General features: G+C 70.5%; 18 protein-coding genes. 2 read left to right on the top strand and 16 right to left on the bottom strand.

Features of this window, described 5'->3' with window-relative positions; genetic code table 11:
* Positions 1-13: 13 nt before the first annotated feature.
* The 6 genes from J5V16_RS14480 to J5V16_RS14455 all read right to left on the bottom strand — a co-directional run bounded on the left by J5V16_RS14480 (position 14) and on the right by J5V16_RS14455 (position 7,223).
* Positions 14-886 carry a hypothetical protein gene (locus J5V16_RS14480; RefSeq protein WP_208497058.1) on the bottom strand — a complete coding sequence of 291 codons (873 nt, stop codon included), beginning with the start codon at positions 884-886 and terminating at the stop codon, positions 14-16.
* Positions 887-1,011: 125 nt separating this feature from the next.
* Positions 1,012-1,902: a serine hydrolase gene (locus tag J5V16_RS14475; protein ID WP_208497057.1), complete on the bottom strand. Its 891-nt coding sequence runs from the start codon at positions 1,900-1,902 to the stop codon at positions 1,012-1,014.
* Between the two features lie 169 nt (positions 1,903-2,071).
* Positions 2,072-3,250: an adenylyltransferase/sulfurtransferase MoeZ gene (gene moeZ / locus J5V16_RS14470; RefSeq protein WP_208497056.1), complete on the bottom strand. Its 1,179-nt coding sequence runs from the start codon at positions 3,248-3,250 to the stop codon at positions 2,072-2,074.
* 99 nt (positions 3,251-3,349) lie between these two features.
* On the bottom strand, positions 3,350-4,195 hold the full coding sequence (locus J5V16_RS14465) for a DUF3152 domain-containing protein (RefSeq protein WP_208497055.1): 846 nt from the start codon (positions 4,193-4,195) through the stop codon (positions 3,350-3,352).
* A gap of 68 nt (positions 4,196-4,263) precedes the next feature.
* Entirely contained in the window at positions 4,264-5,250 is a 987-nt protein-coding gene (locus tag J5V16_RS14460) for an alpha/beta fold hydrolase (protein WP_208497054.1), read from the bottom strand.
* Positions 5,251-5,255: 5 nt separating this feature from the next.
* Positions 5,256-7,223, bottom strand: a complete 1,968-nt coding sequence (locus J5V16_RS14455; protein ID WP_208497053.1) for a hypothetical protein — start codon at positions 7,221-7,223, stop codon at positions 5,256-5,258.
* A gap of 176 nt (positions 7,224-7,399) precedes the next feature.
* Here J5V16_RS14455 and J5V16_RS14450 point away from each other — a divergent pair, with 176 nt between their 5' ends.
* Both J5V16_RS14450 and J5V16_RS14445 read left to right on the top strand, forming a co-directional pair.
* Positions 7,400-8,026, top strand: a complete 627-nt coding sequence (locus J5V16_RS14450) for a TetR/AcrR family transcriptional regulator (RefSeq protein ID WP_307792966.1) — start codon at positions 7,400-7,402, stop codon at positions 8,024-8,026.
* Between the two features lie 282 nt (positions 8,027-8,308).
* Positions 8,309-8,536 (top strand): DUF3107 domain-containing protein, encoded by a 228-nt coding sequence (locus J5V16_RS14445; RefSeq protein ID WP_208497051.1) that lies wholly within the window; start codon positions 8,309-8,311, stop codon positions 8,534-8,536.
* A gap of 117 nt (positions 8,537-8,653) precedes the next feature.
* Here J5V16_RS14445 and J5V16_RS14440 read toward each other — a convergent pair whose 3' ends face one another.
* The 10 genes from J5V16_RS14440 to J5V16_RS25075 form a co-directional block, all read right to left on the bottom strand.
* Entirely contained in the window at positions 8,654-10,381 is a 1,728-nt protein-coding gene (locus tag J5V16_RS14440) for an LpqB family beta-propeller domain-containing protein (RefSeq protein ID WP_208497050.1), read from the bottom strand.
* Positions 10,365-11,990 carry an MtrAB system histidine kinase MtrB gene (gene mtrB / locus J5V16_RS14435; protein ID WP_208497049.1) on the bottom strand — a complete coding sequence of 542 codons (1,626 nt, stop codon included), beginning with the start codon at positions 11,988-11,990 and terminating at the stop codon, positions 10,365-10,367. The genes J5V16_RS14440 and mtrB overlap by 17 nt, the downstream gene beginning before the upstream one ends.
* Complete coding sequence (gene mtrA / locus J5V16_RS14430; RefSeq protein WP_030155693.1) at positions 11,990-12,679, bottom strand: MtrAB system response regulator MtrA; 690 nt, start codon at positions 12,677-12,679, stop codon at positions 11,990-11,992. Before mtrA ends, mtrB begins: the two co-directional genes overlap by 1 nt.
* 74 nt (positions 12,680-12,753) lie before the next feature.
* Positions 12,754-14,130, bottom strand: coding sequence for an NAD(P)/FAD-dependent oxidoreductase (locus J5V16_RS14425; protein ID WP_408612455.1), 1,377 nt, complete (start codon positions 14,128-14,130; stop codon positions 12,754-12,756).
* Positions 14,131-14,150: 20 nt separating this feature from the next.
* Complete coding sequence (locus J5V16_RS14420; RefSeq protein WP_208497048.1) at positions 14,151-14,765, bottom strand: hypothetical protein; 615 nt, start codon at positions 14,763-14,765, stop codon at positions 14,151-14,153.
* Positions 14,762-16,120, bottom strand: coding sequence for a DUF58 domain-containing protein (locus tag J5V16_RS14415; protein ID WP_208497047.1), 1,359 nt, complete (start codon positions 16,118-16,120; stop codon positions 14,762-14,764). Before J5V16_RS14415 ends, J5V16_RS14420 begins: the two co-directional genes overlap by 4 nt.
* Entirely contained in the window at positions 16,117-17,112 is a 996-nt protein-coding gene (locus tag J5V16_RS14410; protein WP_208497046.1) for an AAA family ATPase, read from the bottom strand. The genes J5V16_RS14415 and J5V16_RS14410 overlap by 4 nt, the downstream gene beginning before the upstream one ends.
* On the bottom strand, positions 17,112-17,621 hold the full coding sequence (locus J5V16_RS14405) for a hypothetical protein (RefSeq protein WP_208497045.1): 510 nt from the start codon (positions 17,619-17,621) through the stop codon (positions 17,112-17,114). Before J5V16_RS14405 ends, J5V16_RS14410 begins: the two co-directional genes overlap by 1 nt.
* Positions 17,618-18,346 carry a DUF4129 domain-containing protein gene (locus tag J5V16_RS14400; RefSeq protein WP_208497044.1) on the bottom strand — a complete coding sequence of 243 codons (729 nt, stop codon included), beginning with the start codon at positions 18,344-18,346 and terminating at the stop codon, positions 17,618-17,620. The genes J5V16_RS14405 and J5V16_RS14400 overlap by 4 nt, the downstream gene beginning before the upstream one ends.
* A gap of 194 nt (positions 18,347-18,540) precedes the next feature.
* A complete protein-coding gene (locus J5V16_RS25075; RefSeq protein ID WP_208497043.1) occupies positions 18,541-19,506 on the bottom strand; it encodes a Fic family protein in 966 nt (321 codons plus the stop codon).
* Positions 19,507-19,518 lie beyond the last annotated feature (12 nt).

Raw genomic sequence — 19,518 nt, 5'->3', positions numbered from 1 at the left:
GCTTTCTCCGTGTCTAGAGGACGGCCTTGTTGATGACCGCGCGGGAGATCTTGGCGATCTCCTTGACGATCGCGACGCCCTTGGTGTGGTTGGGGGCCTTGCTGGTCAGGATCGACATGCGGATCGCGGTCTGGTTCGGCACGTTGATGACGCCGCACGAGTTGACGACCCACAGCCCGCCGAGCGAGGCGCGGGAGTCCCAGCCGTTCTTGATCCAGACCTTCTCGCCGGTCTTCGCCGCCGCGCTGATCCCCCACGCCTGCGAGGAGGCGACGCCGCCCATGAGCCAGCGCGCGTGGTCGACCTCGGCCTGCGTGAGCCGTCCCTTGTAGAGGAGCTGGTTGATGATCTTCAGCTGGTCGGTGACGTTGGTGGTGGTGAGCCCCCAGCGGCAGTCCGCGGAGGACTTCGTGTACTGCAGGCCGTAGCGGGTGTGCGCCGCCGAGAGCTTGCTGCAGCCGCCAAGGTGGTTGTACACCTTGGTGGTCGAGTCGTTGTTGGACCAGATGATCATCTGCCGGGCGTGCTCGCGGATGTCGGAGGGGATCGCGCTGATCCCGTTGTACTTCTCCAGGAGCATCAGCAGGATCTCCATCTTCACGATGGAGGCGGTGTCGTGGATCTTGGTCTTGTTGGACGTGATGAGGCGCGAGCCGCGCTGGACGGCGACCGAGGCGATGGTCTGGGTCCCGGTGGTGGCCAGGTAGGTCTTGACGCGGGCGGCGAGTTCGGCCGAGAGCTCGGTGTCAGTGGGGCCTGCGGCGGAGGCCGTTGCGGCGCCGAAGAGGGCGGTCCCGCCGGCGAGGGCGACGGCGGCGGGGATGCCGGCGCGCAGGAAGGTGCGCCGGGAGGGGATGAAGGGGTGTCGTTCCGGGGCGTGCGTCATGGCGCAAGCGTATGAGACCCTCTCTCGTGCAATGGAGGTGGCCCGGGTCTCATGCCGGGCGCGCAGCGGGCGCCCGGCCGGAGCCGGACGCCCGTGCAGTTCGCTTGCGCCGCAGTCGTTTCGGACTACTCGGTCTCCACGACGTCGCGGGCGATCCGGGCGATCTCCTCGACGACCGGGATGCCTTCGACGTCGTCGACCGCGCCGCTGGTGAGGACGACGAGCTTCACCGGGTCGTCGCCGTCGCCGCCGAGCACGCCGATGGAGTTGACGACCCAGAGCCCGTCGAGCTGCGACTCGACGTCCCAGCCGTTCTTGAGCCAGACGGTCTCGCCCTCCTTGGCGGCGGCCGAGATCCCCCAGGCCTGCTCTTCGACGACCGAGCCCATGAGTTCGCGGGCGAGCTCGACCTGCTCGGCGGCGAGGACGCCTTCGTAGAGGTTGAGGTCGGTGATGATGAGCTGGTCGGGGGCGCTGGACCAGCCGACGCCCCAGCGGCCCTGGGCGTCGACGGTGGTGTCCTGGAGGCCGTAGCGCTCGTGGGCGGCCTCGAGGGCCGCGGCGCCGCCGAGGAAGTTGTAGAGCGCGCTCGCCGAGCTGTTGTCGGACTCGGTGATCATGAGCTCGAGGTCTTCGCGCTGGTCGGCGGGGATGGCGTCGACCGAGCCCCAGTACTGCTGGACCATCGCCATGATCTCGGCCTTGACGATGGAGGCGGTGATGTGGGTCTGCCCGGCGTTGTACTCGAGGTGGCGGTCGCCGCGCTCGATCGCGACGGAGGCCTCGATCGCGGTGCCGGTGCCCGCGAGGTAGTCGTCGATCCGGGCCTTGAGGTCGGCCTCGAGCTCTTCGCGGGAGGGGCCGAAGAGCGAGCCGATGCCGCCTTCGGCGGCGTTCGCGGCGACGGTGGCTATCGCCCCGCCGCCCACGAGCACGGCGGCGGGCACGCCGATGCGGAGCAGATTGCGGCGGGTGGGCGTGAGGCGTCGGGGGGAGGCTTCGCTTTTGCGGATCATCCTTGCGAGGGTACGGAACCGGTCAAGCGAGAGTCAATGCCCCATCAATGAATTCAGCGCCCGGCAGGGGTTCGAAATCTCATATCAGGCCGAGGCAACCAAATGGCACTGTGGAAGGTACGGAAAGGGCGTGCGGCTTGGAGCCGCACGCCCTTCGATGCCATTCGCCCTAGTAGGCGGGCAGGCTCGGGTCGACCTGGTTGATCCAGCCGAGCACGCCGCCCTGGACGTGGACGGCGTTCTTCAGGCCGGCGGCCTTGGCCGCGGCCAGCGCCTCGGCGGAGCGGACGCCCGCCTTGCAGTAGAACACCGCCTGCCTCTCCGTGGGCAGATCGGCGAGCGCGGCACCGGAGACGATGTCGCCCTTGGGGATCAGCCGGGAGCCGGGGATGCGCACGATCTCGTACTCGGCGGGCTCGCGCACGTCGATGAGGTCGATGTCGCGGCCTTCCTTGATCCACGTCTCCAGCTCGCGCGGGGTGATCGTGGAGCCGATGACGGCCTCGGCGGCCTCGTCGGTGACCGCGCCGCAGAAGTCCTCGTAGTCGATGAGCTCGGTGACCGTGGCGTTGGGGCCGCAGACCGCGCAGTTGGGATCCTTGCGGACCTTGATCTTGCGGTAGGTCATCTCGAGCGCGTCGTAGACCATGAGCGAGCCGACGAGCGGGTCGCCGATGCCGGTGAGGAGCTTGATGGCCTCGGTGACCTGGATCGAGCCGATCGAGGCGCAGAGGACGCCGAGCACGCCGCCCTCGGCGCAGCTCGGGACCATGCCGGGCGGCGGGGGCTCGGGGTAGAGGCAGCGGTAGCACGGGCCCTGGTCGGCCCAGAAGACCGACGCCTGGCCGTCGAAGCGGTAGATCGAGCCCCACACGTACGGCTTGCCGAGCAGCACGGCCGCGTCGTTGACCATGTAGCGGGTGGCGAAGTTGTCCGTGCCGTCGATGATGAGGTCGTACTGCTCGAAGATCCCGAACACGTTGTCGTTGTCGAGCACCGTGTTGTGGATGACGACGTTGACGTACGGGTTGATCTCGCGGACCGAGGCGGCGGCCGACTCGGACTTGGGGCGGCCGATGTCGGACTGGCCGTGGATGATCTGGCGCTGCAGGTTCGACTCGTCGACCGTGTCGAACTCGGCGATGCCGATCGTGCCGACCCCGGCCGCGGCCAGGTACATCAGGGCGGGGGACCCGAGGCCGCCCGCGCCCACACAGAGCACCTTGGCGTTCTTGAGTCGTTTCTGACCGTCCATGGCGACGTCGGGGATGATGAGGTGGCGCGAATAGCGGCGCACCTCGTCGACCGACAGCTCGGAGGCTGGTTCGACCAGCGGCGGCAAACTCATATGGTCAATAATGCATGTCCACGGGCTGGATATTCCACCGGGAAGCCCAGTGTGCGGTTCTTCACGCGCATGGGACGGCTTGTCCCATATGGCGGAACGCTACTGGTCGACGAAGTCGTCCGGCGGGAGGTCGGGGCCGTTGTAGTCGCCCGCGGGGCCGGAGACGTAGCTCGTGCCGTCGGGGTAGGGCCAGGCGTTGCCGACGCAGCCCGCGAGCTGGTAGGTCTGCTGGGCCATCACCGGGGAGAGCTCGCCCTCGGAGGGGCAGACCTCGTGGCCGTGGCCGAGCCGGTGGCCCACTTCGTGGTTCACGGCGTACTGGCGGTAGGACTCGAGGGTGCCGTCCCAGTGCTCGACGCCGGCGATCCAGCGGGCCGAGTTGATGACGACGTTGTCGCCGTTGCGGCACGAGACCGTCGTGTTCTGCGAACCGCACAGGTAGGCGCGCTGCTCGGGGCTGGCGAGGTAGACCGTGAAGTCGGCGCCCGCGCCCTGGGGCACCTGCTCGAACCGCCACGCGCCCCCGGCGGTCCAGGACCGGGGGTCGGCGAGTGTCTCGTTGACGAACGCGCCGAACTCGGCGGCGTCGAGCTCGAGGCCGTTCTCTACGGCCACGTCGTACTGCAGGAGGGTCCCCGCGTCGCCGACGACCGCGTTGTTCACGGGCTGGGCATAGGTCCAGGTGCCGGTGCCGGAAAAGTAGAGCGGGGTAATCGGGGGTTCGGGGCTGGGCGAGGGGGCGGTGGGTTCTGGGGAGGTGGTGTCGGCGATCGTGGTCGGGGAGGCGATCCGCTCCTCCTCGTCCAGGGCCTGGGGTTTCTCGGAGCCGCCGATGCCGAAGGCGAAGTAGAGTCCGGCGCCCGCCATGAGGACGAGGATCGAGAAGAACACGAGCCGGCGCCGCCTGCGAAGCCTGCGCTTGCGATCCAGCCGTCCCTCAGTCACCCGCCGAGTCTAAGCCAGACGGAGCCCCGCGGGGCCGACACCTGAGTCTCGTGTGGCGCGTTTCTTGTTCACAATACGGACATAGCATTATCAGTGGGTTCCAACGGTAGCCGGGCCTCCTCGAACATTGCCGCCATCGCGCGGGCCACGGCCTGCGGGCGCTCCATCATCGCCACGTGCCCGGTCCGGTCGAGGATGAGCAGCCGCGAGTCGGGGATCGCGAGGGCAGCGGGCGGGGCCTGGCGCACGTCGATGACCCGGTCCTGCTTGCCCCATACGACGAGGGTCGGGCACTCGATGTGCTTGGCGAGCCGCCACAGCGAGTGCGTGCCCGGCACGAACGCCTGGAAGAAGGAGGCCATGAGGCCCCGGTAGGTCTGGATGTACGCGCGGGAGTTCCACGGGACGGAGAGGCGGCGGCGGGCTTCGGCGATCGCCTCGCGGCGGCGCTGCGGGTGGATCAGGTCCGGGTCGGCCCAGGTGCCGAGGACGATGTCGTCCACGACCTGCTCGGGCGTGCGCCCCTTCATCGCCCGGTCCGCGAACCACGCCATGCGCGGGACCGCGAGCATCGCCACGTACCGCGCCTGGTGGGAGCGGCGCGGGTTCGCGAACGGCATCGCGGGCGACACGAGCGTCAGCGTGCGCACCAGGTTCGGGCGGGTCGCGGCCAGGTAGACCGAGACGGCCCCGCCCAGCGAGTGGCCCGCCAGGTGCACGGGGGCGCGGCCGGACTCGACGATCCACGCGGCCACGTCCTGCGCCAGGAGCGGGACGGTGACGCGCGGGGCCGGGGCCGAGTGCCCGAATCCGGGCAGGTCGATCGCATCGACCGAGATGTGGTCGGAGAGGGCGTCGGCGAGGTCCGTCCAGTTCTGCGATGATCCGCCGAGCCCGTGCACGAACACGGCGGGCTCGGCGCCCGGCGCCGTCGGCGGCGTATGCCTGATGAACAGCCGACGGCGGCTGAGCTGGTGCTCCATGCCCGGGAACGGCGGGTGAGGGCGGGCCGGAGTGCGAATCTCTCCGACCTCGGCCAGCCGTGCCCGTTTCATGGGACCTAGTGTGTCACTTCACCGGCCAGCGCGCCCAAGGTAGCCGAAACCACCGCGCGGGAGCGCTCGGCGGTCACCACGGAGGCGCCTGAGAGGCGGCGCACGGAGCGGCCGTCGAGCCAGAGGATGACGACGACGGCGGTCTTCACGGGCCCGGTGGGCACGATCGAGGCGTGCTCGACTTCGACGCGCACGTCGTTCGCGCCGAGGCGCGGGCGCAGGGCCTCGACGGTGGCCGCGGCGGCGGCGTGCTGGATGTGCCAGTCGATCGGCGGGACCGCGACCTTGCCCGTGGACTCGACGTCGCCGAGCGCAAGGGTCACGCTGACCTCGGCTTCGAGCCCGGCGGACTCGATGTCGACGCGGCGCAGCTCGACCGGGCCGACCTTGGCGACCTCGATCTCGGAGGACGGGGACTCGACGTGGTCGTGGACCTCCGGCTCGTCGGCGGTCTGGGGGCCGGGCTCGACCGCGCGCTGCTCGGCGACGACGGCCGAGACGACCGCGTGGACCTCGTCGGGGTCGACGCCCTCCTCGAGTTCGAGGCGGAGGCTGGAGTTCCCGTCGGGGGCGGTCACGTGGAAGGCGTCGCGGACGCCGGGGACCTGGCGCACGGCGTCGACGAGGCGCGCGGATTCGGGGTCGTTCACGTCTTTCTCTACTGTCGCGGGAGGCGTGGGCTCGGCGAGCGGCGGGCGGTCGGCCGGGGCCGTGCGCAGCGGGGCCTGCTCGGTGACGGGCGGGCTGGGGACCGCCGCGGGCGAGACCTCGGTGACCGGCGCCGGGGGCTGCACGATCGGGAACTGCTCGGTCTGCTGCTCCGCGTTGGGAATCGCGTGCGGCGTGGGCGCGCTCGGCGCGGGGGGCGCGGCCTGCTGCGGGAGCTCGATCGGGCCGGTGTGCTGCTGCGGCCCGGGGGTGCGGACCGGCGGGGGCGCGGTCGGTTCCCGCGGTGCCTCAGGCGCCGGGGCCTCCTGCGGAGTGGCGGGCGCGGCGCTGTACTCCTGCGCGGGGGCGGCGCCGTTCGCGCTCGGGGGCGCGAGGTACTCCTGCGGGGCGCTGAAGTCCTGCTGCTGGCCCGGCTGCACGCCGAACTCCTGGGGCGGGCCGAACTGCGGGTTCGCGGGCGGCGCGCTCGGCGGCATCTGGCGGGGGGCGCTGTAGAACTGCTGTGCGGGGGCGTTCGGGTCCTGCGCGGGCGGCGCGGGCTGCTCCTGGGCCGGCGCGGAGCCGTTGGCGCTGGGGGCGGCGAACTCCTGGTTCGGTCCCGGGGGCGCGTACTCCTGGTTCATGCCGGGCGGGGCGTTGAACTCCTGGTTCGGTTGCGGCGCAGCCTGGTTGGAGTGCTGCGGGGCTGCGTAGTCGCCGGGCAGCGGCGGGGCGCTGTAGCCGGGGTGCTGCTGCGGCATGCCTTGATCCTGCGCGGGAGGGGCGCTGTACTGCTGATCAGGCTGCGGCGCACTGTACTGCTGGTCGACACCGGGAGGCGCGTTGTACTGCTGGTCCGCGCCGGGCGGCGTCGCATTGTATTGCTGGTCGGCACCAGACGGAGGCGCACTGTAGTCATGGTTCGCGCCTGGCGGCGCGAACGGCGACTGCTGCTGGGGCTGCTGCTGGTCGGCCGAAAAGCTTTGGGGCGCTTGGGAATGCTGCGGGGCGGGCGGGATCGGCTCGAACTGCTCGCCGGGCGAGGGGCGGCGGGTGGCCGGGACCATCGGGCCGGTCTCGGCGATCTCTACGGGCACGTTCGGCACCTGCCCGGTGGGGTCCTCGCTGTAGCGGTGGCGGCGGCCCCGGTCCGGGTCGAACCGGTACTGCTCGGGCGCCTGGCCCATCCCCTGCCGCGCCTCCTCGGCGGGCTCGGGAGCCTCCTCGGCCGGCGGTCCCCAGGACCTGCCGATGCGCCTGCGGGCGGCCCGTTCCTCCCCGCTCGGACGCTGCGGCTCATCCGGTCGGTTCTGGTCATACACCACTAGACAACTCCTTCATATTCCCGCCCTCAAGGTACCGTGGCGTGCCCAGTGACTCGAACCCGCGTTTGTCGCCCCCGTACGCTGGGAGACTGTATTCAGGTTTCCGTAAACTTCGTTCAGGTCGCAAGAGCGGGCTACTGACGGATGGCCGACATGTGCCGAGGAGAGGTGCCGTGGTGAACAGCGCTGGTGAGGGCCGGGTCCGACTGCCCAGGAGCGAACGCCGGGCGCAGCTGCTGCGAGCCGCCCAGGACGTCTTCGTGTCGAAGGGCTACCACAGCACCTCCATGGACGACATCGCCGAGAACGCCGGCGTCTCGAAGCCCGTGCTGTACCAGCATTTCACGTCGAAACTCGAGCTGTACCTGGCGCTCCTCGACGGCCGTGCGGCCGAGCTCGTCGGACAGGTGCGCGACGCTCTTTCGTCCACTGAGGACAACAAGGAGCGCGTCAACCGCGCCATGCGCGCCTACTTCGAGTTCGTGGACGCGCAGGGCGAGGCGTTCCGCCTGGTGTTCGAATCCGACCAGCGCAACGACCCCGAAGTCGCCGAGCGGGTCCTGAAGATGGAGGCCGACTGCGTGGCCGCCATGGCCGAGACGATCATGGGCGACACCCACGTCGACAAGGCCCGCGCCGAACTCCTCGCCACCGGCCTGCTCGGCATCGCCGAGATCTCCGCCCGGAAATGGATCGCCTCCGGCCGCGCCATCCCCAAGGGCGAGGCCATCCAGCTCATGAGCACCCTGGCCTGGCGCGGGATCTCCCACTTCCCGCGCGAAGGCGAAGCCGAGCACGGGTAAGAGGAAGCAGAGCAGAGCCCGCGCGAAGGCGAAGCCGAGCACGGGTGAAAGCAAGCAGAGCCCCCGAGAAGGCGAAGCCGAGCACGGGTGAAAGCAAGCAGAGCCCCGAGAAGGCGAAGAGCATCGGTAGCCCGAGCGCTTTCGAAACGATTCGCGTGAGCCTCGCCACGTACGTTTCGCGGCCGCGTTCGCTCTCGGCGCACTGCGCCGCACCGGTCCCGGGCGGCGGCCCCGAGTAGTCTTGCCACCGAGACGTCACAGTATTTCGATTGAGGAGGGCCCGTGGAGGTCAAGATCGGTGTCCAGTACGCCCCACGCGAACTGGTGTTGGAGAGCAAGCTGTCGCCGAAGGACCTGTCCGAGACGATCGAGCAGGCCGTGACGAACGGCGGCGTCCTCCGTCTCGAAGACGACAAGGGCCGGCAGGTGTTCATCCCCGTCGAGAAGATCGCCTACGTCGAGGTCGCCGCGACCAACGTGCGGTCCGTCGGCTTCACGGTCGGCACCTGAGCTTGCGAAGGCGGCGGGCCGTGAACCAGAAGCACGGCACCGTCGGGGCGTGAACACAGCGACTGCAAAGGCCCGGAGCGGATGCTCCGGGCCTTTCGCGTTGCAGCAGTAGCGGTTTCAGGGGGCCGAGAGGACCGTGAAGGGCGCGGTGCCGCCCGCCGGATGGTCACCGTTGCTGATCTCGCTCGGACCGCTCGTGTAGACGCGGTAGAGGGTCTGGCTCGCCACGATGATCACCGGCTCGCCGCGGTCGGCGTTCGGCCGCGTCGGGTCCGCCGGGTTCGCCGCGATCTGCGTGATCGGCAGGAACGTCCCCGTCCCCTCCTGCGGCACTGTCCGCGAGTTGTCGATCGCGACGCGGAACAGCTGCTCGTCGTCCCGCTCCCCCGCGACCCACAGGTAGTTCTCCGAACTCCAGGCCACATCGGTCACGTTCTCGATGTCCGGCCCGATCCGCCGCGGGTCGCCCACGGTCAGGTTCGCGTCCGCGTCCAGGCCGAGCGGCGCCACGAACGCGTGGCCGCCCTCGACGTACGCCAGGCGCCGCCCGTCCGCCGCGAGCGCCATCCCCGTCACCTGCTGGCCCACGCCGAGCGCCTGCGTGGCCCCCGACGACGGGATCACCAGGGTCGGCACGCCGTCGTCGATCACCAGCACGGTCTCGTCGTCGAGCCACTGCGGGTCCGAGAGGGCGCCGCCGAGCCCGATCACCTCGCGCATCGTCGACGTCGTGACCCCGGTCTGCAGCACGTCGCCCGCCGAACCGGCCACGACCGCCGCGATCCGGCCCTGCGGCCCGACCGCGACCTGCTGGAGCCCGCCCGCCTTGAAGCCGACCCACGGGTGATCGGTCGAACGCTGCGTGACCCCCTGCTCCGAGGAGTACTCCCACACGGTGTTGTCCGCGATGAAGTACGCGGTCTCGGGCAGGTTCGGCGGGATGGCGTTCCAGTTCCGCCAATCGGAGGCGTCGCCCTCGGCGCGCACCTCCCCGTCGGTCGTGAGCGTGAAATCGCCGCTGAGGTTGAGGCTCCACACGATCTGCGCCGCGATCGCCTGCGCGGTGTCGTCGGAGATGGTCTCGCTCGGCGAGAGGTCGACCCGGAAGCCGTCCTCGTCCGAGGGCTCGCCGACCGTGCCGTTCGGGATCGCGTTCCGCGCCGACACGCCCGCGAAGTCGCCCGGGCTCGCGAACAGCCAGGAGAACACCACGCGCTGGCGCGTCTCCGCGTCGAGCTCCTTGTAGACCCAGCGCAGGTCCGGGACGAGCAGCTCGGCCGGCCCCGCCTGGAAGTACACGGGCGCCTGCTCGTACATGGTCGTGAAGTGGCTGTAGTCGAGGGCGACCCGCACCGGCAGCGCGCTCATCTTCCACGGCTCGGCGATCTCCTTGCGCTGCAAGGTGAACGTCTCCTCGTAGTCGCCCGCGGTCGCGTCCATGCGGACCGAACCGTCCTCGAGGTAGGTGCCGACGACCGAGCCGGTCACCGTCACCGTGACCGAGTTGAGGTCGCTCGAGTCGTTGACGGCTACGTCGAGGGAGGCGACCAGGCGGATGCCCTCCGAGGGCTCGGAGAACTGGGCGTCGCCGTCCACCGTGAAGCTGTTGAGCCGGTCGTCGCGGCTGTCCGGGTCGCCCGAGGCGGCCTTGAAGAAGTTCGCGACGGTCTCCTCGGCGACCTCGGTCGGCCCGTACACGGTCGGGTTCGCGCCCGAGGACGAGTCGAAGTCCGTGGGCGCGTCGCTCACGACCTCCGGCGCCTTGTCCGTGGGGATGCCGCACGCCGTCAGCGCCCAGGCGGCGCCGAGCGCGGCCGCGGCGGCAAGGCTAGTCCTGCGTCGCACGGGGGGCCTCCTTCGGCTGGAGTCGCAGCGGGATCGGCGAGTTGATGACCCGGTTGCCCGCCTGCAGCGGGAGCGTGAGCACGAACAGCGTGCCCTCGCCCTGCTCCCCCACCGCCTGGAGCGTGCCCGAGTGGAGCTTCGCGTCCTCCAGGCTGATGGCCAGGCCCAGGCCGGTGCCGCCGGTCTTGCGGTTGCGGGAGGGGTCGGCGCGCCAGAACCGGTCGAAGACGCGGTCGGCGTGCCCGGGCTTGAGGCCCACCCCGTGGTCGCGCACCGCGACGGCCACGGCCGTGTCGCTCTCGGCGACCGTGACCTCGACGGGGCGGCCCTCGGCGTGCTCGATCGCGTTCGAGACGAGATTGCGCAGGATGCGGTGCACCCGGCGCTGGTCGACCTCGGCGATGACCCGGCGGGCGGGCTTGGCGATGGTGACCGCGACGCCGCAGTCGCCCGCGAGCCGGTCCAGGCCCGCCACGACGTCCTCGGCGATGCGGCCCACGTCCACGGCCTCCACCTCGAGCGAGGCGAACCCGGAGTCGAAGCGGGAGATCTCGAGCAGCTCCTGGAGCAGGTCCTCGAAGCGGTCGATCTCGTGCTGCAGGAGCTCGGTGGAGCGCTTGGTGAGCGGGTCGAACTCGTCGCGGTTGTCGTAGAGCAGGTCGGCGGCCATGCGGATGGTCGCCAGCGGGGTGCGCAGCTCGTGCGAGACGTCGGAGGTGAAGCGCCGCTGCATCATCGACATCTCCTCGAGCCTGCGGATCTGGTTCTGCAGGTTCTCGGCCATGAGGTTGAAGGAGCCGGCGAGACGGGCCAGGTCGTCAGAGCCGCGCACCTCCATGCGCTCGTGCAGGAGCCCGGCGGCGAGCCGCTGCGAGGTGCGGGCGGCCTCGCGGACCGGGGTGACGACGAGGCGGGTGACGAGCGCGGCGATCACGCCGAGGAGCAGGACCAGGGCGACCCCGGCGAGCGCCAGGTTCGTGCGCAGCAGTCCGATGGCCTCCTGCTGGGACTCGAGCGGGTAGAACGCGTAGATCTCGTACCCGATGTTCAGGTCGATGTACGAGCCGACGACGAGGTACGGCTGCGCGCCGGAGTCGTCGATGTCGAACTCGGCGTACTGGGTCGCGACCTTGACGTCGCCGACCGCGGCCTGCAGTTCCGCGCTCGGCTCGGCGCCGCCCGCGATCGGGTGGGTCTTGGCGACCTCGCCGTCGGCGGTGCGCAGCATGATGTACGGCGCGTAGACCGGGTCCTCGGCGAGCTCGTTGACGATCCGCTGCATGGTCGCCGGGAGCGCCGTGTCGGAGGCCGTGGAGAAGTTGCCCAGCTGCTCGGCGGCGCGCTCGGCGGCGTTCTCGGTCTCCTCGACGGCCGTGTCCTGGCGTTCGTCGAGCAGGCCCGAGGTGACCGAGCCGGCCACGACGAAGCTGAAGATGAGGACGAGGACGGTGGAGGCGATCAGGGTGGAGGAGACCACGCGCAGCTGGAGCGAGGCGCGGAAGCGGTCGACCAGCGGACGCGAGACGCGGCCCGCGAAGCGGGCGGCGCCCTGGGCGAGGCGCCGCAGCCAAGCCGGCCTCTCGCGAGTCCGGCCCTGATCCCGTTTCACTAGCCCAATCCGGCTTTGTACCCGACGCCGCGCACGGTCTGGATGAGCTGGGGGCGCTCGGGGTCGGGCTCGATCTTGGCGCGGAGGCGCTGGACGTGGACGTTCACCAGGCGCGTGTCGGCCGAGTGCCGGTAGCCCCACACCTGCTCCAGGAGGACCTGGCGGGTGAAGACCTGGCGCGGCTTGCGCGCGAGTGCCACGAGCAGGTCGAACTCGAGCGGCGTGAGCTTCACTTCGGCGCCGTTGAGGGTCACCTGGTGGGCGGGCACGTCGATCTGGACCTGGAGGCCGGGCTTGCCGATCTCGAGGCGCTCGGGCGTGACGTCGTCGCCGCGGCGCAGGCGGGCGCGGATGCGGGCCACCAGCTCCTTGGGCTTGAACGGCTTGACGATGTAGTCGTCGGCGCCCGATTCGAGGCCGAGCACGATGTCCACGGTGTCCGATTTGGCGGTGAGCATCACGATCGGCACGCCCGACTCGCCGCGGATCGCCTTGGCGACGTCGATGCCGCTCATGCCCGGGAGCATGAGGTCGAGCAGGACGATGTCGGGGCGATGCTCCTTGAACGCGGCGAGCGCCTTCTCGCCGTCGGTGACGAACGTGGGGGTGAAGCCTTCGGTCCGGAGGATGATGCCGAGCATCTCCGCCAGGGCCGGGTCGTCGTCAACGACGAGTACACGTGCTCTCATGGACACCAGTTTTCCACCTCGCTAAAGGCTGAAGCACCACGGGTCTCATACCCGTGGTGCTCCAACTGTAACGACTAACCGACGGACTTGGCGGCCCGTGCGGGGTCAGTGCCTGCGGCGATGGCTTCGAACGGCTCGCGGCCGGCCTGGATTTCACCGAGTTGGACCATTTCGCGCTTCGTGAAGAAGCCGACGATCCAGTCCGCGAGGACGCGGCCCTTGCGGCCGGTGCCCGGCACGCGCGACAGGTGGTAGCCGCGGTGCATGAGCCAGGCGAGCAGGCCCTTGGCCTTGAAGCCGAAGGTGTTGGCCACGCCCTTGTACAGGCCGAGACCGGCGACCGAGCCGATGTACTTGTGCTCGTACGGCTTGAGCTCGCGGCCGACGTGCTTGCGGTACACGTTCTCGGCGAGGATCGCGGCCTGGCGCACGGCGTGCTGCGCGGACGGGGTGCACCAGTCCATCGGGAAGTCCGAGGTGTCGGGCACCTGCGCGGAGTCGCCGGCGCCCCAGGCGCCTTCGACGACCTCGCCGATGGTGGCCTTGCCGGCCTCGACGCCGGTCGCGACCTGGAGGCGGGTGTTGCACTCGAGGTGGCCGCGCGGGCCGATCGGCAGGTCCGACTGCTTCAGCATCGGGTTCGGCATGACGCCGGCGGTCCAGATGATCGTGTCGGTGTCGAACTCCTCGCCGTCGGTGAGGACGACATGGCCGCCGATGCAGGACTTGAGGGTCGTGCCGAGGCGGATGTCGACGCCGCGCTTGGTGAGCTCGCGGGCGGCGTACGCGCCCATCTCGGGGCCGACCTCGGGGAGGATCTTGTTCGCGTACTCGACGAGGTACCACTTGATCTCGTCCGCGTCGAGCATCGGGTAGTTCTTCACGATGTTCGCGGTGAGGTCCTCGAGCTCGCCGAGGGTCTCGGCGCCGGCGAAGCCGCCGCCGACCGTGACGAACGTGAGGGCCTTGCGGCGCACGTCCGGGTCCTCGGTGGTCGCGGCGATGTCGAAGCGCTGGAGCACGTGGTTGCGCAGCCAGATGGCCTCGCCCATCGACTTGATGCCGATGGCGACGTCGGCCAGGCCCGGGATGGGCAGGGGCCGGGTGACGGAGCCGGGGGCGACGATGACCTCGTCGTACTCGACCTCGCGGGCGGGGCCGACGAACGGCTGCACGGTGAGCTTGCGCTCGGCGTGGTTGATCTCGGTGACCGCACCGGTGAGGATGGTGCAGAGCTTGAGGGCCTGTCGGAGCGGCACGACGCCGTGACGCGGGGAGATGGAGCCAGCGGCCGCCTCGGGCAGGAACGGCTGGTAGGTCATGTGCTGGTTGGGGTCGATGACCATCAGTTCAACTTGACCGCGCTTGATGTCGCTCTTCAGCAGCTTGCTCAAGCGTTCGGCAACGTAGAAACCGACGTGACCGGCACCTATCACGACTATACGTTTCACGGGTTCAATTCTGTCCTTGCTCAGGGGTGCTTGTGTAGTGAACGCGCGAGGACGTAGATCACTGTTACCGCGGACACGATCCCGGCCGCGATGACGAGACCGGCGGCGAGACCGGTGAAATACGCGGTGAACAGGGCCAGGGTACCGGCGACGACCACTGTGCACGCCAGGACGAGCCCCAGGTGGCGGCCCCAGGTGAGCATGATCTCACCGTCCATTGCGGTAGTTGTTCGGAAGCGCTGAGTGACGGCGGCCGTGGCGTGGGCCGTGTACAGCAGGCAGGCGAGGGCGGTGGCCGTCCACAAGGAGGAGTCGCCGTCGTCCAGGGCGCCGCTGATGACCCACGAGACGAGCACGAACAGGATGGCGAGCGCCGGCGCGATCCCGCCCGGGAGCAGGGCCGCGGTGAGGGCGAAGAGCGCGGCGGCGCCGACGTAGAACCCGGCCGCGGCCCACTCCGGCGGGACCGCGATCTCGGCCGCGATGAACAGCGCCAGCATGATCACGAGCCGCAGCAGGACTCCGGCGGGCGCGACCCTCCTGGCCCACGAGACGCTGCCGGCCTTGCCCGCTTTGAGACGTTCGCGGGCGCCTTCGCTGAGCGCCCGGGCGAGACTGCGATGCGAGTCGCTCATCGGTACCGCCTCCGGTTCAGTTCGGCGAGCACGTTGTCGAGCGACGCCGAGCCCTGCCAGGGCTCGACCGCGACGCCGAGGTCGCGCAGCTCCATCACCGTGTTCGCGCGGGTGAGCCGCCACAGCCGCTCCGCATGAGGGGTCCAGTGGGTCCGCTCGGGCGGGGAGACGTGCGGCGGGAGCGTGTCGACGCAGAGCACCGGCCGCCCGGCGCGGGCGATCGCGGCGACGAGCGCGAGCGAGCGGTCGGTGAGCAGCGGCGTGAACACCACGTTCAGCGAGCGCTGCCCCGCGAGCTGGCGGCGCAGCATCTCGGGCGAGGGCGGCAGCGGGTCCGGCGGCATGTCGACCGACTCGAGCCAGCGCAGCGTCGCCGCGGCGTGCCGCCGCCCGGCCCCGGCCCGCATCCGGCGCCCGCGGGCGCCGAACTCGATGCAGGCCGTGCGGTCGCCTTGCAGCGCATAGTGGGAGGCCACGGCCCCGGCCGCGCGCACGGTGAGGTCGGCGATCGACGCGGCGCCGTCCAGGCCGCCGGAGACGCCCGCCTCGACCTGGAGGTCGAGGATCAGGGTGACGTCCGTGTCGCGTTCGGACAAGGTGGCGTTGACGTACAGGTCTTGGCTGCGCATCGAGGTGCGCCAGTCGATGCGGCGCAGCCGGTCGCCGGGCTGGTAGAGCCGGACCTCGGCGAGTTCGCCGGAGTCGCCGCCGCGCCGGGACCGGTGGACGCCGGTGACGCCGTCGGCGAACGGCAGGGACTCGGCCGAGTCGAACCAGTCGGGGACGGGCAGGACCCACACGGTCGCGCCGTGCAGGCGCTGCACGGTGGTCTCGAGCAGGCCGCCGCACGCGATCGAGCGGACGTGGATCGGGCCGAGGTGGTGCCCACCCCAGCGACGGGCCCGCGCGGCGACGACCATGTCGCGGCCGGTCTCGGGCGCGAGGCGCTCGGCGAAGTCGCCCTTGCCGGTGTGCAGCTCGATCCACGGGTCGGCGCCCGCGGTGACGAGCGTGGTGACCGGGACGGGTTCGGGGTTGAAGACCATGAGGCTCGCGGCGGCCGTCGCGCCCTCGGCGGTGGTGGCGTCGTCGTGCGCGACGAGCCGGGCCTCGGGCGGGCGCGTCGGCCGGTGCTGGAGCAGCACCGCGGTGCCGATCGCGAAGGGCGCGGCGATGAGCACCAGGTCGATCCGGCCGAACGCGACCGAGACGAGCAGGCACACCGCGACGAGCGCGACGGCCCGCGTCAGGGCCGGGGTGCGGCGCCAGGTCACGGGCGGCTCGGCGTGCGCCCGTGCCACCGGTCTCGCGCTGTCGGGCCGCAGACTCAGCGCGGGATCGCCTGCGAGACTCATTGCCGCGCAGAATAAGTGGGAGTCTGGGCGGTCTGCGGCGCCTGGACGCCGTGGCAGATGTCGGCGACCACGGCGGCCGGGTCGATGCGGCGCATCCACAGCTCCGGCTTGAGGGTGATGCGGTGCGCGAGGGCCGCTCCCGCGACGCCCTTCACATCGTCCGGCGTCACGAAGTCGCGCCCGGCGAGCACCGCCAGCGCGCGCGAGGCGAGCAGCAGCGCGAGCGACCCGCGCGGTGAGGCGCCGACCTGGAGCTGGGCGTGGCCGCGGGTCGCGGCGGTGATGGCGACCATGTAGCGGCCGACGGAGTCCTCGACGGTGACGTTCTCGAGCGCCCGCTGCATCCCGACGAGCGTGCGGGCGTCGATGACGGGCGCGAGGTCAACGGTCTCGGCGCGGCGCGAGATGCGGCGCTGCAGCACCTCCCACTCCTCGTCGGGCGTCGGGTAGCCGAAGGAGACGCGGAGCAGGAACCGGTCGAGCTGCGCTTCGGGCAGCTGGTAGGTGCCCTCGAACTCGACGGGGTTGGAGGTGGCGAGCACGGTGAACGGCTCGGGCAGCAGGTGGGTCTCGCCTTCGACGGAGACCTGGCGCTCCTGCATGGCCTCGAGGAGAGCGGACTGCGTCTTCGGGGGCGTCCGGTTGATCTCGTCGGCGAGCAGGAGGTTGGTGTGGACGGGGCCCTTGCGGTAGACGAACTCGCCGCTCTTCTGGTTGTAGAGGAGCGAGCCGGTGACGTCGGCGGGCAGCAGGTCCGGCGTGAACTGGAGGCGCCGGAAGTCGAGCCCGAGGCTCTGCGCGAAGCAGCGCGCGGTGAGCGTCTTGCCAAGTCCCGGAAGGTCTTCGAGGAGGATGTGGCCGCCCGCGAGGATGCCGGCGAGGACCAGCTTCAGCGGCTCGTCCTTGCCGACGATGACCGACTGGACGGACTTCAGGACCGCGCCCGCGTGATGGGCGACCTGGTCGAGGCTGATGCTCGGGGTGTCTGACATTAGATCTCCTCGATCGCTTGCAGGTGTTCGCCGAGCTGCCTCGGGGTCGGGCAGTCGGGTGCGGGCCGGGTGAGGAACAGGAACGTCGGTTCGCCGAGCAGCTCCCGGCACTGGTCGGGCTGCTTCTCGAGCGAGAGGCCGCGGCGCAGCCGAAGCCGTTCGGAGGCGACCTCGACGAGCTGCTGCTTCGCGTTCGTGCTCTCGAACCGGCCGGGTTTCGCCTCGGCGAAGATGAGCCGGTCCTCCCAGCGATTGACCTCGGTGAACGGCCGCCAGCTGGGTTCGTTGACGGTGCTCGTGACGAGCGGCGGGGCCTTCACGGTGTCGGCCCGCATGCCGTTGACCACGGAGTTCGCGACGAGCCCGGCGAGCGCCAGCAGCACCAGCTGCCAGATCGCGAACTCGACGCCTGAGATGAGCGCGGCCGCCCAGAACAGGACGGCGAGCGCGACGGCCCCGACCGCGGGCCAGAGCCGCAGCCGCCCGAACGGGGCGAAGAACTCCTTCATCGGCCCTCCCGGACGCCGAGCTGGGCCTGGAGCGCGATGAGCGCGTCACGGGCGCGGTCGCGGTCGGCTTCTACGACCTGGTGCGGCGAGTACCGGGCGCGCAGGTAGGCCTCGGACAGCCGCCGCAGCGCCGTGCCGTCCAGCTCATGCCTCACCAGCAGCTTTCTGACCAGGTCCGCGGGGGTATCGGACGATGCGCGCTCGATCCCCACGGCCTCGGACGCCCGCTCGAAATGCAGCCAGCACGCCATGATCGCCGCCCGCGGATCGGTGCCCAGGTCCATCTCGGCGAGCGCGGCGTTCACGGCCTCCTCGACGAGCGTGAAGTCCCTGTGCAGGTACTCGGGTTCCGGATCGGCGATCCCGCTGCTGGGCGGCGCGTCCCGCAGCCACTCCACGAGCCTGCGGGTGAGGAACAGCAGCACGAAGAACGCGGGCACGCCCACGAGCAGTCCCAGGACCACCCACGACACCCACCCGGGGAGGGTGTACTCCTCGCGGGGCTCCTCCATCGGCATCTCGGACGGCAGCTCCATCGTCTGCTGCGCCTCCGGAGGCGGCGACTCCCGCCCTTCCCCCGTGCCTTCCGGCAGCTCGGCCTCCTGCCACTGCAGCCCGGCCCCCTGCGCGGCCAACCCGACCACCAAGAGCGCCGCGACCACCACGAGCACCGGCAGCCAACGCCTCGCCGCGTCGCTGCGCGATCGCGTGTCGGGGTGCGCCATAAGGAACCTCAAGGGGTGCTCGTCTTCCGGGGTTACGCGCCCCACCCTATGCCAACCGTGCCGCAACCGCATACCACCCCGAGCGCGCTCCCACGAATGTTCGCGAACCCCGAATTAATTGAACCGAACATTCACTGCGACGTGAAGTGGTCGATGGACTCAGCGCTCGTGCGGGTCACCTCGAGTTGCGGCGCTCATTCCCTGCGGCGTCGGCGGCGGGACGCAAGGTACTCGTCGACCGCCTGGCGGCTACTCAGCCACTGGCCGGATGCGTTCTTCGCCGCGCGCAGCCGACCGCGGATGGCGGCGGCCCGTAGGGCGGGCTCGCCGATGTCCTCGCCTGCCAGCCCTGCCAGCGGCACGAGTTGATCGGTGCCCGCGAGCGCGGGCAGGGCGAAGCGCTCGATGCTGTCGAGCGCCTGCCGGGTGAGCAGTTCCGCGAGGCTCGCAAGGTTGCCGCGGTCGGCGTCCTGCAGGCAATCGAGGTACCGCTCGCGGCGGCGCTTCTCAATGACGATCGGCGCGTAGCCGCGCCGCAGCAAGAGCAGGTTGAGGAGCAGTCGGCCGGTGCGGCCGTCGCCGTCGAGGAACGGATGGATCTGCTCGAAGCGGTGGTGCAGGTGGGCGAGCCGTTCCATCTCATGCGAACCGGGCAGCCCATCGAAATCGCAGGCTTCGTCTGCCCAGGTCCGCATCAGCGAATCGACCTCGGTCCACGACGGCGGCTTCATGCCGCCGGGGAAGGCCGCGATCTGGTGTCGACGGAAGGCTCCCGGCCCTTCATCCTTGGAGGCGTGCGGATGCGGAGCGGTCTCCCAGACCAGCCGCATCGACTGGAAGTGGAGCTGCCGGACCTCCTGAAGCGTGACCAGCGGCCCGTCCCCGTCCGAGATCCCCTGGGCATAGACCCATTTGGCGGCATCGGCGTAGCCCTGGACCTCGAGGTATTCGGCCACGGGTCTCGGCCGGGCCGTCCGACCGCGTTCCAGCAGTTGCTCCACGTCGGACAGCGCCAGCGTGTTGCCCTCGATCGCGGTGCTGTGGTGTGTGTCGCGATGCCAGAGGTCGGACCAGATGTCAGCGGCTTGATCGGGTTTGGGGAGCCCGCCGTACTCCGTGCGAAGCTGCTCTACCGCGGCGTCGAGCCGGGCGTAATGCACCTGACGGGACGG

The sequence above is a fragment of the Glycomyces niveus genome, assembly GCF_017592475.1.
Lineage (GTDB): Bacteria > Actinomycetota > Actinomycetes > Mycobacteriales > Micromonosporaceae > Glycomyces > Glycomyces niveus.
Note: the sequence above shows the minus strand (reverse complement) of the source record. Positions and strands in the feature narration are given on the sequence as shown.

What these genes read in the sequence shown, in the direction of transcription:
- J5V16_RS14475 (WP_208497057.1), bottom strand. Translation starts at nt 1,902, where the DNA reads ATGATCCGCAAAAGCGAAGCCTCCCCCCGACGCCTCACGCCCACCCGC.
- J5V16_RS14400 (WP_208497044.1), bottom strand. Translation starts at nt 18,346, where the DNA reads ATGGCGCACCCCGACACGCGATCGCGCAGCGACGCGGCGAGGCGTTGG.
- mtrA (WP_030155693.1), bottom strand. Translation starts at nt 12,679, where the DNA reads ATGAGAGCACGTGTACTCGTCGTTGACGACGACCCGGCCCTGGCGGAG.
- moeZ (WP_208497056.1), bottom strand. Translation starts at nt 3,250, where the DNA reads ATGAGTTTGCCGCCGCTGGTCGAACCAGCCTCCGAGCTGTCGGTCGAC.
- J5V16_RS14460 (WP_208497054.1), bottom strand. Translation starts at nt 5,250, where the DNA reads ATGAAACGGGCACGGCTGGCCGAGGTCGGAGAGATTCGCACTCCGGCC.
- J5V16_RS14410 (WP_208497046.1), bottom strand. Translation starts at nt 17,112, where the DNA reads ATGTCAGACACCCCGAGCATCAGCCTCGACCAGGTCGCCCATCACGCG.
- J5V16_RS14420 (WP_208497048.1), bottom strand. Translation starts at nt 14,765, where the DNA reads ATGAGCGACTCGCATCGCAGTCTCGCCCGGGCGCTCAGCGAAGGCGCC.
- J5V16_RS14480 (WP_208497058.1), bottom strand. Translation starts at nt 886, where the DNA reads ATGACGCACGCCCCGGAACGACACCCCTTCATCCCCTCCCGGCGCACC.
- J5V16_RS14415 (WP_208497047.1), bottom strand. Translation starts at nt 16,120, where the DNA reads ATGAGTCTCGCAGGCGATCCCGCGCTGAGTCTGCGGCCCGACAGCGCG.
- J5V16_RS14405 (WP_208497045.1), bottom strand. Translation starts at nt 17,621, where the DNA reads ATGAAGGAGTTCTTCGCCCCGTTCGGGCGGCTGCGGCTCTGGCCCGCG.